The sequence below is a fragment of the Ruegeria sp. HKCCD6647-2 genome, from assembly GCF_057221075.1.
Map to the genome: position 1 here is coordinate 15,327 of NZ_JBWVBD010000008.1, position 13,912 is coordinate 29,238.

The 13,912-nt window shown below is 56.4% G+C and carries 13 protein-coding genes; 6 read left to right on the forward strand and 7 right to left on the reverse strand.

Features of this window, described 5'->3' with window-relative positions; all coding sequences use genetic code 11:
* Positions 1-84: 84 nt before the first annotated feature.
* The 3 genes from AC2TDJ_RS18645 to AC2TDJ_RS18655 all read left to right on the forward strand — a co-directional run bounded on the left by AC2TDJ_RS18645 (position 85) and on the right by AC2TDJ_RS18655 (position 2,882).
* The gene (locus AC2TDJ_RS18645; protein WP_480844187.1) at positions 85-1,683 is read left to right on the forward strand and encodes a phosphoenolpyruvate carboxykinase; all 1,599 of its coding nucleotides are present in this window, start codon (positions 85-87) and stop codon (positions 1,681-1,683) included.
* 332 nt (positions 1,684-2,015) lie between these two features.
* Positions 2,016-2,306, forward strand: a complete 291-nt coding sequence (locus AC2TDJ_RS18650) for a hypothetical protein (RefSeq protein WP_480844188.1) — start codon at positions 2,016-2,018, stop codon at positions 2,304-2,306.
* A 33-nt stretch (positions 2,307-2,339) separates the two neighbouring features.
* Positions 2,340-2,882, forward strand: a complete 543-nt coding sequence (locus AC2TDJ_RS18655; protein WP_480844189.1) for a hypothetical protein — start codon at positions 2,340-2,342, stop codon at positions 2,880-2,882.
* Positions 2,883-2,886: 4 nt separating this feature from the next.
* Here AC2TDJ_RS18655 and AC2TDJ_RS18660 read toward each other — a convergent pair whose 3' ends face one another.
* Positions 2,887-3,651 (reverse strand): sulfite exporter TauE/SafE family protein, encoded by a 765-nt coding sequence (locus AC2TDJ_RS18660; protein WP_480844190.1) that lies wholly within the window; start codon positions 3,649-3,651, stop codon positions 2,887-2,889.
* 143 nt (positions 3,652-3,794) lie between these two features.
* Between AC2TDJ_RS18660 and AC2TDJ_RS18665 the strand changes: the two genes are divergently transcribed.
* From AC2TDJ_RS18665 to AC2TDJ_RS18675, 3 genes are all read left to right on the forward strand, one after another.
* Entirely contained in the window at positions 3,795-5,486 is a 1,692-nt protein-coding gene (locus AC2TDJ_RS18665) for an acyl-CoA dehydrogenase family protein (protein ID WP_480844191.1), read from the forward strand.
* A gap of 204 nt (positions 5,487-5,690) precedes the next feature.
* Entirely contained in the window at positions 5,691-6,245 is a 555-nt protein-coding gene (locus AC2TDJ_RS18670; protein WP_480844192.1) for a hypothetical protein, read from the forward strand.
* 41 nt (positions 6,246-6,286) lie between these two features.
* Positions 6,287-6,679 carry an META domain-containing protein gene (locus tag AC2TDJ_RS18675; protein ID WP_480844193.1) on the forward strand — a complete coding sequence of 131 codons (393 nt, stop codon included), beginning with the start codon at positions 6,287-6,289 and terminating at the stop codon, positions 6,677-6,679.
* Here the strand turns inward: AC2TDJ_RS18675 and recO are convergent.
* The 6 genes from recO to AC2TDJ_RS18705 form a co-directional block, all read right to left on the reverse strand.
* The gene (gene recO, locus AC2TDJ_RS18680; protein WP_480844194.1) at positions 6,663-7,388 is read right to left on the reverse strand and encodes a DNA repair protein RecO; all 726 of its coding nucleotides are present in this window, start codon (positions 7,386-7,388) and stop codon (positions 6,663-6,665) included. The two genes, AC2TDJ_RS18675 and recO, sit on opposite strands and share 17 nt — an antisense overlap.
* 186 nt (positions 7,389-7,574) lie before the next feature.
* On the reverse strand, positions 7,575-7,937 hold the full coding sequence (locus AC2TDJ_RS18685; protein ID WP_480844195.1) for a hypothetical protein: 363 nt from the start codon (positions 7,935-7,937) through the stop codon (positions 7,575-7,577).
* A 68-nt stretch (positions 7,938-8,005) separates the two neighbouring features.
* The gene (locus AC2TDJ_RS18690) at positions 8,006-10,069 is read right to left on the reverse strand and encodes a glycosyltransferase (RefSeq protein ID WP_480844196.1); all 2,064 of its coding nucleotides are present in this window, start codon (positions 10,067-10,069) and stop codon (positions 8,006-8,008) included.
* The gene (locus AC2TDJ_RS18695; protein ID WP_480844197.1) at positions 10,066-11,148 is read right to left on the reverse strand and encodes a hypothetical protein; all 1,083 of its coding nucleotides are present in this window, start codon (positions 11,146-11,148) and stop codon (positions 10,066-10,068) included. Before AC2TDJ_RS18695 ends, AC2TDJ_RS18690 begins: the two co-directional genes overlap by 4 nt.
* A 5-nt stretch (positions 11,149-11,153) precedes the next feature.
* The gene (locus AC2TDJ_RS18700) at positions 11,154-11,462 is read right to left on the reverse strand and encodes a hypothetical protein (RefSeq protein ID WP_480844198.1); all 309 of its coding nucleotides are present in this window, start codon (positions 11,460-11,462) and stop codon (positions 11,154-11,156) included.
* A gap of 74 nt (positions 11,463-11,536) precedes the next feature.
* Positions 11,537-13,585: a hypothetical protein gene (locus AC2TDJ_RS18705; RefSeq protein ID WP_480844199.1), complete on the reverse strand. Its 2,049-nt coding sequence runs from the start codon at positions 13,583-13,585 to the stop codon at positions 11,537-11,539.
* Positions 13,586-13,912: the final 327 nt, after the last annotated feature.

Below are 13,912 nucleotides of genomic sequence, written 5' to 3' on the forward strand. Positions count from 1 at the left end.
CTGTCCGCCGGATATTCCGGCATGAATGCCCCAAGAGCGCACCCGGCCCCAACTGCCGCCGCGCCGCCACAGGAGAAGACACACATGACATCTGGACGGGTTAACCCGCAATTCCGCCTCGAGGATCAGGGCATCGAGGGTCTGGGACATGTCTATTACAACTTCATGGAACCGGCGCTGATCGAAGAAGCGCTGAAGCGCGGCGAAGGTACGCTCGGCAATGGTGGTGCCTTTCTGGTGACCACCGGCAAGTTCACCGGTCGTTCACCCAAGGACAAGCACGTCGTCAAGACAGATAGCGTTGCCGACAGCATTTGGTGGGAAAACAATGCAGAGATGAGCCCCGAAGGGTTCGATGCGCTTTATGAAGACATGCTGGCCCATATGAAGGGTCGCGACTATTTCGTGCAGGATCTCGTTGGCGGAGCCGATCCAGCTTATGCGATCAATGTGCGCATGGTCACCGAAATGGCCTGGCACAACCTCTTCATCCGCCACCTGCTGCGCCGCCCGGATCGTGAGGATCTGGACGAGTTCGTGGCCGATTTCACCGTCATCAACTGCCCGAGCTTTAAGGCAGATCCAGCCAAGCACAACTGTCGCAGCGAAACCGTGATCGCGCTGAACTTCGACCGCAAACTGATCCTGATCGGTGGCACAGAGTATGCGGGTGAGAACAAGAAGTCCGTTTTCACCCTGCTGAACTACATGCTGCCTGAAAAAGGCGTGATGCCGATGCACTGCTCGGCCAACCACGCCGTTGGCAACCCGGTCGATACCGCCGTATTCTTCGGACTGTCGGGCACCGGTAAAACCACGTTGTCGGCTGATCCGTCACGTGTGTTGATCGGCGATGACGAACACGGCTGGTCGGACCGCGGCACATTCAACTTCGAAGGCGGCTGCTATGCCAAGACCATCAACCTGAACGCCGAGGCCGAACCCGAGATTTATGCGACAACCTCGAAATTCGGAACGGTTATCGAGAACATGGTCTTCGATCCCGAAACCAAGGAACTGGATTTCGACGACGACTCGCTGACCGCGAACATGCGGTGCGCCTATCCGCTGGAATACATCTCGAACGCGTCCAAGACCGCGCTTGGGGGCCATCCAAAGAACATCATCATGCTGACATGCGATGCGTTTGGCGTTCTGCCTCCGATCGCTCGGCTGACGCCTGCGCAAGCGATGTACCATTTCCTGTCGGGTTTCACGTCCAAGGTTGCGGGCACCGAGCGCGGCGTGACCGAGCCACAGCCCACATTCTCAACCTGCTTCGGTGCACCTTTCATGCCGCGTCGCCCCGAAGCGTATGGCAACCTGCTGCGGGACAAGATCGCCCAGCACGGCGCGACATGCTGGCTGGTTAACACCGGCTGGACCGGTGGTGCATATGGTGTCGGAAGCCGGATGCCGATCAAGGCCACCCGTGCCCTTCTGACCGCTGCGCTGGATGGCTCGCTGGCCGATGCCGAATACCGAAAGGATGCCAATTTCGGTTTTGACGTTCCGGTTGCCGTGCCCGGTGTTCCCGAAGTTCTGCTGGACCCGCGTCGCACATGGGACGATCAGGCAGCCTTTGACAAGCAGGCCGAGAAGCTGGTTCAGATGTTCGCCGAGAATTTTGAGCAATACGTGCCGTTTATCGACGAAGACATCAAAGCTGTCGCGATCGGGTAAGAGGCAAAGAGGGGCCACAGCGCCCCTTTTCGAGCCGCCGAGAACATCCACGCAGTCACATTGTCGAGTGTGTCGTTATAATTAAATTGCGCGACCAGCAGACATGGGGTATCAAACTTAGTCATTACGATGATCCTGTTCGGTTTTTTTGGTCGGACCGGGTCTGTCAGGTACCTTTGGGCAGCTCCTGCGAATACACTCACACCCGCGTTGTGAGTTGCCCGATCACATGGTGAAAGAGTCCAATTGGGGGTGGGCGCCAGGCTGAGGTTGAATAGAACAGTGTCCTGTTCAAAACATCTTTGCTCGGCGCTGGAAGCAACAGGTAAATCATGACCGAAATCTCGAAACTCACTGAACTGCGCAAACTGATGCAGAGCATGGAACGCACATTGGGGCTGGAGGAGTTGTCCCCGGTCGAGCGTGACATCTACTACGCGGCCGAGGAACTGTCGAAAGCCAATCAGGAAGTGCGTACATTCGGCCTGATCGAACACACGCTGGTTCAAAGCGTTTCCCGCCCGACTTTTTTCCGGGCCCTGAAATCGTTGGTTCAAAAGGGGTATTTGTCACAAAGCGGCAGTTCTAACCGGGGTCGGTACATCGTCCATGCCCCCAGGTGACATTTCTTTACGGCAAGTAAACGGCTGACGTCAGTGCGCGGGTGGATTTCGGACACGTTCTTCGCTTCGTTGGCCTATGTGGCGGCGTCGATTCTGACCTTCGAGGTCCTGATGCCACTGCAGAACATGTTCTTCCCGGAATATCCCAGCCATGCCAGCCTGCTGTTTCTGCCGCATGGTGTACGGGTTCTGTCGGCCTGGTTGTTGGGCTGGCGCGCAATTTTTGCGTTGTTGCCGGGCGTTTTCATTGTGTTCGCGATGGTCGGAGGCTGGGATGTGTTCCTGCCCAGCCGCTTGCTGGCCATAGCAATTGCCGTCACGACCGTGCCTGCGGTCTTCTATGCCTGCAAATGGCTGGGATGGGATCTGTTTCCCAAACCTGACCGTCGCCCTTGCTGGGCATGCGTTATGGGTATCGGTGTGATCACGTCCATTCTGGTGGCCGTATTGACCAATCTGGCATTCGGCAGCGCCACGGTGGAATATTTCGCCTACCTGATCGGTGACATTTCCGGCCTGTTCTTCTTGATGCTGGGGCTATATTTCAGTTTTCGTCTTGCCGATCGACGCGCCTGACTGGTCAGCCCATTATCCCACGCCGCAATAGGTTCAGCCCGGCAATCAGCAATACAAGCAGTGTCAGCTTTCGAAACTGCGCCTGATCAATCCGGTTCTGCAAAGACAGACCGCCCCACATTCCCACCAAGGCAGGCAGGATCAACAGCGCCGAAAACGTGGCTGTCTCGGATCGCAAGATACCGGAACCAATATGTGCGGCGACCAAAGCCACCGCGCCCAGGCCATAAATGACACCCTGCACGCGCATCTGATCTTTCTTGGCCGTGTTCAACGCCGTCAGATAAGCCACAGTCGGCGGCCCCCAGACGCCGGAGACTCCGCCAACAAATCCGGCGATCGCGCCCGCGGCAGCCTCAACCCGAGCGGAAGGGCGCTGCAATACAAGCTTCAGTCCCAGCAACTGCACCAATGCAAAGAAGGACACCGGTATGCCGATCATCATCATGAAGACCTGAGGCGACAGCAAGCGGACCATCTGAGCGCTGACCAGCAGAAAGACCAGCCCGACAGTCAGGAAAACCCCGAACTGACGGATCGATTTCAGCGCGGCTGCAGCGCCTTCGCGCAGGGCCTGTATTCCGTTGGTGACCAATGTAGGCAGAATAAGACCGGCCAAAGCCAGATCCGGCGGCAACATGATGCTGAGCCCCGAGACCAGCACCATTGGCATGGCAAATCCCACCATGCCTTTGACCCACCCGGCCAGAAACGCCACAGCCAGAGCCAGATACAGATCATGAGGTGACATCATTGCGAACGGCGCCATCCCTCTTCTTAACATCCTGAAATTTCTCTGCACTGCAAAAACGATTGAGTAATTTTTGAACTTTTTTGCACCATTATTCGTATTTTTGTTGCGCTGCACGTGCAGCATGATATGACCAGACGACCCAAAGAAGGACGTGATTCATGGCCCATGACGGACAGGACGTGACCAACATGACCGCACAAGCAGTTTTATCTGACCTCCTGACTTTGACAGGCGCAGCCTTGCCCGCGGTCAACTCTGTTTTCGAACAAGCACGCGAGTCGGTGCGGGCAATGGTGACGGACGGCGACCGGATCTCGGGTGCCCTGATCGAGGCGAACCAGACCGCTGCGCACGGGCTGGCATGGCTGGCTACGTATAACCAGTCTCTGCAACAGATGCAGCGCTGGGCTGAGGCATTGGATGCCGACAGTAAATTCGGTGAGATGGAACAGCTGCTGCATCAGATCGCCTTTGGAGAGTACCTGCATCAGGTTGCCGGCGGTATTCCGATGAATCAGGGTGAGGTTGTCCGGCTGCAGGATCTGGGTCTGGGCTGGGATGCTCTGTCCGGTTTCCAATGCGCCGAAGTGCAGACCCTCATGACGCAGGCCAACTCTCAGGCCGCAAGAACCCGACTGGTCGAGTTGATGCAGGATCAGGCAGGCGCCACGATGTTCGGCGCATCGGGGCTGGATGAAGAACTTGAAATGATCCGTGACCAGTTCCGGCGCTATGCACAGGACAAGGTCGAGCCCAACGCGCATGAATGGCACCTGAAGGATGAGCTGATCCCGATTGAGATCATCGAAGAACTGGCCGAGATGGGCGTCTTCGGACTGACGATTCCTGAAGAGTTCGGCGGCTTCGGCCTGTCCAAAGCCTCGATGTGCGTCGTGTCCGAGGAACTGTCGCGTGGCTATATCGGTGTCGGCTCGCTGGGCACCCGATCCGAGATCGCGGCCGAGTTGATCATTGCGGGCGGCACCGACGCGCAAAAGGCACAATGGTTGCCCAAAATCGCGAGTGCGGAAATCCTGCCCACGGCGGTGTTTACCGAACCTAACACTGGCTCCGACCTTGGCAGCCTGCGCACCCGCGCGGTCAAGGACGAGAACGGCGACTACAAGATCACCGGCAACAAGACGTGGATCACCCATGCCGCCCGCACCCATGTGATGACCCTGCTGGCGCGGACGAACCCCGACACTACCGATCACCGTGGCCTGTCCATGTTCCTGGCCGAAAAGACACCGGGTACAGATGAAGACCCCTTCCCCACCCCTGGCATGACCGGCGGCGAGATCGAGGTTCTGGGCTATCGCGGCATGAAGGAATATGAACTGGGCTTTGATGGCTTCCACGTCAAAGGCGAAAACCTTCTCGGCGGCGAAGAAGGCAAAGGTTTTAAACAACTAATGGAAACCTTCGAATCCGCCCGCATCCAGACTGCGGCCCGCGCGATCGGGGTGGCGCAAAGCGCGCTGGATATCGCCATGCAATACGCACAGGACCGCAAGCAATTCGGCAAGTCGCTGATAAACTTCCCGCGCGTATCCGGCAAGCTGGCGATGATGGCGGTTGAGATCATGATTGCGCGCCAGTTGACCTATTTCTCGGCCTGGGAAAAAGACCACGGCCAGCGCTGCGACCTTGAGGCAGGGATGGCCAAGCTGCTGGGGGCCCGTGTGGCCTGGGCTGCTGCGGATAATGGCCTTCAAATCCATGGCGGCAACGGTTTTGCACTGGAATACAAGATCAGCCGTGTCCTGTGCGACGCGCGCATTCTGAACATTTTCGAAGGGGCTGCCGAAATCCAGGCACAGGTTATCGCACGACGTCTGCTTGGGTGACCGTTTCGGCAACTCCGTTTCCCCAACTGACCCGGCCCTTGCGCCGGGTCTTTTTCTTGCGTTGGCGGAAATGCACGAGAACTTGGCTGCACGCACAAGGGTCGGTCGTGATCCGCTGACGCGGAAACTTCCCCTTTGATCCGAGGCAGAACAGGGGTAGAGCACGCCGGGAACAAATCAGTATCCGAGCAGTTGGCAGCTAAGATGACCAGACGATTTCTAGCACTTTGGGCGATGCTTGCAGCCCTTGCCTTAGGCGGCTGCGCAACAACCTACCCCACCGCCAGCCAGAGTGACATCGATGCGCTGGCACAGGCCATCCAAAACCTGGACCCCGGGGTCGATCCCGCCGAGGCGCGGCAAGCCGCAAATATCTCCTATGCCTACTCGCAACGCTTGGCACGAGAATGGGAAGTCACCGATCCTGCCATCATCCACAATGCCAAAGTCGCCAACGGGTTTCGCGAGCGTGGTCTGTGCAACGACTGGGCGGAAGCGATGACAAAACGCCTGCGGCAAGAGGATTTCCGCACGTTGGACCTGCATTGGGCCACCTCTCCGCCAACACAGTTTCGCATCATCCACCACTCGGCCCTCATCAGTGCCAAGGGGGACTCGATGTACGATGGTATCATCCTCGACCCCTGGCGAAACAGCGGCGCGCTGCATTGGGCGGCGACGCGCGAGGACACGAGGTACAATTGGCGGCCGCGGCTGGAAGTGCGCGAGGAACTACTGAACGGAACGCTATCGTTTTGACACCGGTTCCTTCCACATACGCGATGGGCTAAGACCTTGTCATGACTCGGCTGATCCTGACCTTGCCCCTGCTGGCATTTTTCCAGTGTGACAAAGACGAGACTGTCGCGGCCTACGGCGCGGCGGATCAGACCTGGGTCCTGCGGGAAATCGACGGACAACCCTATCAGGCCAGCGCCCTTCTGCGATTTCCCGAAGAAGGCCGTATCGAGGGTAACGCCCCTTGCAACAGCTACAACGGCACTCTGAACGCGCCCTATCCGTGGTTCGAGATTTTGGATCTTTCGGCGACCCGTGCAGCCTGTGCCGGCCTCGAAGCAGAAGGTGTTTATTTCGCGGCGTTGCTGACGATGACTCAATCCGAAGTGTCCGGTGACGTGCTGATCCTGCGCAACGAAGACGGGCATGAAATGGTATTCAAAGCCGCCGAGTGAATTGCTCCACAAACCGGCCACGTGCCTCGGGTAGCGGGTTGTGGCCCAAAGCCGGCGCCACACGGTGCTCAAGAAAGTAGCCTGTGGTTTGTAAACCTTCGGCGATTTCCGTATCCGGCGAAGCGCCTTTTCCACGCAGACACGGCGGCAGAGGCAGTAGTTTCTCGGCCCATTCCCCTGCGCCGTCCGCGCTGACCGCACGGCCGGTCTTGGGGGAAACATAGACCAAACCCTCGGTCGCACCGGTCACCGCACATGTAGTCAGGTCGAGGCCAAAGCCCAGCTCTTCCAGCAGGGCCAATTCCCAATGCAGGTAGGCCAGCGGCCAGATTTCATCCTGACCCAGAAGGTCCATCAGTTGTTCGGTCTGTTTGTAGATTGCGGGGTGCGGTTCTCGCTCTGGCAGACAAAACGACAGCAGTGCCACGACGGCATTCAACCCCGCCAGTGCCAACCGCCCCGAAAACGCCGCTGCCGCGCGGGATCGCAGAGGTTCCACCTGAAAAGTCCCGATATGTTCCTCAAGTCGGGCGCGCCAAAGCACGTCCAACTGCGCCCCGGGTTGCAGGACCGGCGCGATCTTGCGACTGGTCCCACCGCGCACGACGCCGGCATGTCGACCGTGTGTTTCGGTGAAGACCTCAATAATCGCCGCTGTCTCGCCATGGCGGCGAGAGGTCAGAAGGATGCCATGATCGCGCCAGTCCAAATCGGGGTCCTGTTAGCGGTTGGGGTCGCCGGCAGAAAACCCCAAGGAAGCAGATCGCGCAAGAGCACAGGTGAGAGGACCGTTCAAACCCTGCATGAAACCTCGAATATGAGAAGTTAGGGCGCCAATCGCCTACACCAGGTCGCTGACGGCGTTCGTGAACCTTAATGGCGCGGCATGGATTTGTTAGTTCAAAAGGTCGATTTCATGCCCGTCGATGATGATCGCAAGGTCCCAGAACTTCCGGATTTCCTCCTCTGCGACCTGCGCTGCGGATTGCTCATCGGGGATGCGTTCAATGCGGAAACCGAACTGCTCAAATCCGCAGAAATCAACACGGCTTAGAATGATTGGAACCACATTTCGTTCAATTGCGGCAGCGGCAAGTAGTCGTGCGATCTTGCAAACAGATTTCGGAGGTTCGTGTATCCTTACACCGATATGCGTGCGCTTGACCGTTTCGCATTCCCAGAGGGCGGTTGACGGCACCAGTTTCATTTGAGGAAACACCACTTTCCCGTGCGGCCGGGATTTCCGGTGATCGGTCATCAAGTCGTCCAGGGAAACCGGCCGTTCCGGTGACGTTCGACTAAGAATTTTGAACCAATGGTTTTCTGTCATCTACAACAACTGATTTCAGCTAAAATTTTGGCGGCTTTCGACGCCCCCGCTTCGGGTAGTTCTATTTTTTGCAATGCAGATCGATAGATTTCCACACCGCCGGAATCCAGACAATCAGACATTGCCCGCTCCAACTTCATGAATTCTCTTTCGGTGATCATAGCGGAAAGCTCGCGATCGGCCAAAGCCTTGGCGCGTCGTTCCTGATCGTCCAGATAGGGTGCCGACTGTGGGATCAGAATGGCCGGAAAACTGTGATACAGAATCTCATTGACCGAATTGTACCCCGCCGCCGATATGACCAAGTCTGCGGCCGCGCAGAGCTTTGTGGCCTCTAAAGTCTGAACAACTCTGGTGTTCTTCCAATTGAACGTTGACGGCTGCACCTTGCTTCCGGGCCAGGTGACGATCAGGTGCAAGCAGTCGGGTCGGGCTTCTATGATCCCTGAAATTGCCTGCAATTGAGCGGATCTTTTTGAGGCTACGCCCCCACCCAGCATGCTGACGACCAGCTGCTTGAAATCATGCCCCATTCGCTTGGCCAGCCCGGCTCTGAGGTGCTCGCGGTCTTTTTCAGATTGACCCAAATCGCGAAAAATAGGGCCGACACGATGCACGTGATCACCATAGCTGTATGCATCATTGAGTTCGTCAAAGGCCTCTGACGGCACGATAACACGATCGAATGCGCTTTCACGCTGAAGCATGCCGAGCCTTGATCGACCCTTGGGCCACAAGCCCCGCCGTATCCAAACCGCCGACAGTTTTTTCTCAAGAATTATCCTGTAGACAGAATCGAATACATAGCCGCCGTCAAACACCAGCATGTCGCTCTTCTGCAATGCGGCGCCCAGACGGCGATAGGTCAAGATGTCATTGGCGTTGGAATGATCGTTCAAATCAGTTCGCGCGACCAGCGGAATGCAATCTATGCCTTCCCGTCTGATCAACGGCACACAACTGGGAAACGCGGCAAATACTGCGGGCATGTTGTCCGGCAATGCTTTGGCAATGATTGCGCAACGCTGCGCGTGCCCTAACCCTACCCCGTTCGTGGGTAAGAACAGGGTTCTTTGTGTCGTCCGCTCGGGCCGGTGAATTTCTGGCTTGAGACCTGCTGCGGTTTCCAGACGGGAAATGTCCACCGAATTCAACCACTGAGATCTTGATACCTGTTCCGCGATCTGTGGAATGCTTCCAAGTATTTTTCCAGTGAGATACCCATCCAATGCAAACAGAGTTTTTGGTCCAAGCAATGCCGGTGCACCCGTCGACACAAGAACTTCGTCCTCGGTGCAATCTATTGCAATACCACCGGCGGCAATCAACTGGACCGCCAGCGCCGCCATGCGAACACCGGCGATACCGTGCCCGAACATGGCAAGAATATCTGTCGAATTTGCCAAGGTAAGCGGTGAAAGATCCGTGAACAGGATCGTGGGCAAATCGTGAAAGGACGACGCCTTGATTGCCTCGTTCTGCGCCCCGCTCACGACTAGCTTCAGCTTGTACCCACCCTGATTACTCATCCGGGACAAGCAGGGAAGCGTTTCGGCATTGTCCAGTTCCATTTCGCCTAGGACGACGGTGACCGTCGGCTTCCCCTGTGCCGGCCGTCCAACCGGTCGAACTTCTGCGACCAAGGGGCTTACGGCCGAGGGCAACATCGGTCGCGGCTGAAAGTCTGCAAGGTCGATGACACGGGCTTCGCGTCCAATCGCATAGGCAAGGCGTGCCTTTGCAGCGATGAAACTTTGCTGTGTCACGAAACGACCCGTTGCGATCACCGGTACGTCCGCGCCGAGTTGCTTTTGCCGCAAAGACGCAAGCAGAAGATCGTCAATTTCCTCGGCGCCCAGAACAAAGACGATTTCTGCCACTTGCTCGTCAGGGTCGACGAGGAAGTTGGCCGCCTCATAAACTCTGCCGCGCCCGGCATCCTTCGGCAAATACTCGGCACCGATGCACACATCGAAACCCCGAGCGGCAAGTTGCTCGGCAAATATCAATTGCGCATCAAACGACCGTATCGAACGCGTGCCAGCCTCAACATAGATCATTTCAGCACCCCGCTTTCAGCGGTCAGAATACCTGAAAGCATCGCCCTGAAATTCTGAGCGGAATAGCGCTCAAGAATCGCGCGCGACTTGGATACCTGCTGATGGTATTCCTGCGGTTTGGCGACAAGGTCAGCGATGATCCCGTCAACTTCGCTGGGTCGGCAGGTGATGACGGCTTCGCCAAAGGTCTTGCCGGTATTGGTGTCCGTGAGGACGACCTTGCCGGCTACCAGAGCCTCTGCAATGACGCGCCCAAAACTCTCCTGCCAGGTCGGCGCTGTGAAATAAACGAAGAAATCTATCATCTCAAAAAACTCGTCCACACTAATGGCGTCGAAGGGAAACAGGGTCCAATGCGTGCGAAGAATGCCCGCACCCAACAACGCGTCCGCACCGAGAATAACATTGGATTGCGAATGCTCCGGAAAACACAATTCAAGGTCGGCAATATTGGGAAGCTTTTCAAACCCCGGCCGTGAATGCCTTCCACGGCGATCCTCGGGTTTTTTGCACGGTTCGCGGACTTCGGTCGCGCAAATATTGAACCAGTCGGTTTCGAGCACATTCCAGTGTTGAGCCACACGTGAATCGGCCAACCAATTGGCCACGGTCTTTCGGTTGTAAGGTGAAATCGGGGCGAGAGACTTCCTCAGCGCAAGCGACGCGATGTCAATTTGATCGAGGCATATTGCAACGTCAAACCCCTCTTCCCCACCTGGACGCAGGAAGTTCTCGTGCGTCACGACAATGAGGTCCCGAGCAAATATCCTCGCCTCCAATTGCTGCTGAAATTTCAGAAAGGACGGGTTGTGCAGGATGACAAAATCAGCACTTATCCGAGGGGCATCCCAGATCAGCGGAATGTGCAATTCGTCAAGCACCTTCCGCAACACTGGCGCAACGTATTGGCTTTCACCGAATGTTCTGGACGTTACCGCATGCACGACCACGTGCCCGAGCTCCGCTGCCTCCCGTAACTCTGCGGCGACCGCTGCAGATGTTCCACCAGAGAAGCGCGGCTCGATTATGTAGGCAACTTTCGGTCGATCCGAGCAACTGATGACGGGCACGACGGACATGGAATTCAGTGCTGCAACGTGTTTGCGGCCGCAGTGTCATCCGGGCTGGTCGGCGTTCCGGTAGCAAAGCCGAAATCCAGATTTCCAACCGAGGCTGCCTCGTAAAAGCTGCGCAGTTCCAGCGACAGCTCGTCTTCGCCCACAAGTAAATCCGGGTTTCTCTCGAGATAGGAATACAGCGATTGGGTGTCGTTGTTGGATAGGAACTGATCGATGTTCAGCAGGTGTTCGAGCGTGACCTCAGCGCCCGCACTATGAGAGGTCGTTAAGAAAAGGAGGGCAGTAACAATACCCATAAGTTTGCTGTCAGTCATTGGTGCACACCCGGTGTTTGATTTCTAACTTTTCACGTTGTTCCGGCCCTTCGCAGTTAATGTCGTGTGGAATGTCACTGGTTCGTCGCTGTCTTCAGCTTTTGCAGAACCTGGCTTCTTAGTTGATCAACAGGGTTGCTGGCAGGAGCGCTGCGGCTGGTTCTTCTGGGCGTTGGCGTAACCGAACCGCCGCCGGAGCCTTCTCCGGCCAACCACAACTCTATTACCCCAACCGGCGTCTTGGACGCTGACCCTGTGAAATCCCGCAGCAAAGCGTTCGCATCTTTCGCGAGGGCCGCTGCCCTCTTGGCATCCTGACGATGGTAAAACCGAACGTTGGATTGCGTAATCCCGAACCCGACACGTGCCGATCCACTCAATTCGTGACCGGTTGCGCTTAGGCTTGCGACAACAGCACCAACAGCGCCATCTGGAAGACTATTTGGTGCAAATAGCCGGAATTCCGCGCCTTCACCCAGAACGGCCGTTGCCGGAGGCTCGGTAACTTCTTCAATTGGCGCTGCGTTGTCAGTTGGCTCAACTGGTATTAGCTGCAGTCGCAATTCACGGGGCTGCACGCGCTCTGGATCCAGCGAAATGTCCTCCGGCTGCACCGAAGGATCCGATGAGACCGTCCTAATTCCCGTGACAATTGGATCGATGGAAAAGGGAACTTCCTGTTGACCGGCAAGGCCAATGACAGACAGCGACGATGCGCCGGGATTTTCCGAACTTGCCGCGATGAAATCTAATCCGCGCGGCTGTGGCAGCGGGCCGAATTCTACTTCGGCCGTCTGGGTGGTCGGGGTCACCAGTGACACTGGCGCAACCAAAGCGCTGGGTGGGCGCGGCAGAGCCGCGCTCGCGTCCGCCAGCAACCCGATAGTGTCAGTTCTAGACACGCCTTCATCGGACAGCGCAATCGCCGAGCCGAAAGTCTCTGGTGAGATTAAGTGAAGAACAAAGCTCGGGTTTGCCGCCTGTAGCGGTTGAACGACCAACACTTCTCTTGGCAATGGGGATTGATCTATTGCCGGTGCACTTGATCGAAGTTCGGGCGCGTTTTGCCGTATTCTGGGTCCAAAGGCATCAACAACCTTTACCGCCCCGGCTCCCGGCGGTGTCAGAGAAACGAAGCTGTCCAAATTCTTTGGTTCCACCAAACTGGCGACGGGCAACGCCAGTTCTGGCAGCACGCCGAGCGGATTGAGCGTGAGTTCCGTTGGTTCTTCCGCGGCAACCGGCACGTCCTGAATTGGTGCGCTCGTTTGCACGAATTCTCCAATGGGTAACGAGGCGGTTCCGGTCAACTCGGTACCAACGGTTTCGCGACCGACATTTTGACGTGGCCCGAACAAATCCCATTCGTATGAAGCAAAGTAGACCGAAGACGCAGCAAGCACACCGATCACGCATCCGACAGCAACTGAGTCCAGCCTTATTCTGCGAGTCTGCTGCTTTGCTGGACTTCGAAGAAGCCTTTTACGAAGGCTATTGGCAGCCTCTTCAGTGGATGGTCCGGCAGTTATCTCAGAGTATTTCTTATCCTCTTTGACATTTGCTTTTTCTTTGTCTTCGGCAAGATTATCTCGGGACGGCGATTGTCGACCGATACTCTTGTTTTCCTGCCCGGTTGAGGGCGGTGCTATTGTTGGTTCTACCCTAAGGTTTCCATGAATCTTCTCGCCTATACCGGCCGACCGCTTTTCCTGTGTCCGGGCATCAAACGCCTCGCCGTTTTTTCCAGACCCTTGGGTGCTGCGGTTGTCACCCCCGCTTCTATTAGAATCACCTTTTGGCAAATCTCCCGACTCACCTTTGCGGCGCGCAAGCACGGATTGTCTTTGCTGACGCGCTTCTTCGACCCGGTCTTGCCAGGTCTTAGGCGCCGGGGATCTCTCTCTTGTGGTTGAGTGATCTGCCTTTTGACGGCCTTGCTTGGGTTTCCGGGTTTCATTGTTTTCCCGGCTGCGAGCCGCAAGATTTTTCTCACGCTGTATACGAGCGTTTTCAAGCATCTCCTGCCAGTCAGGCGACCGTATGAAATCGTAGACGTCAGACGCCTCATCGGCGCCTTTTTTGGCAACTTCAGGTAGCGTTCTTTCGTCGCTAGCCTTGGTCATTAATTCCCCCTGAACAGACCGCAGAAAAACGTTTCAAGCCGTTGCAGTGCGGGCAAACCGAGTACACTCCTGGGCATCAAAAAATCTATTAAGTATAGACCACTGATTATAAAAAATTGACTGCCTGAAAACAAGTAAGCCAACGCCGCCGGGTGAATGCAGTAGTTTCTTTTCTGGAACGAGATCACTGTTTTTCGACGTCTATGAAGACTCAATCTGCCTCGACGAACAAGACACTGTTAACCTTAGAATTTAGCGCGGCGCAGTGGCTGCTCCCTACGGTTGAAGGGCTTGTAGACTGAAGCATGGGCGGCCCAGCCCGAATAG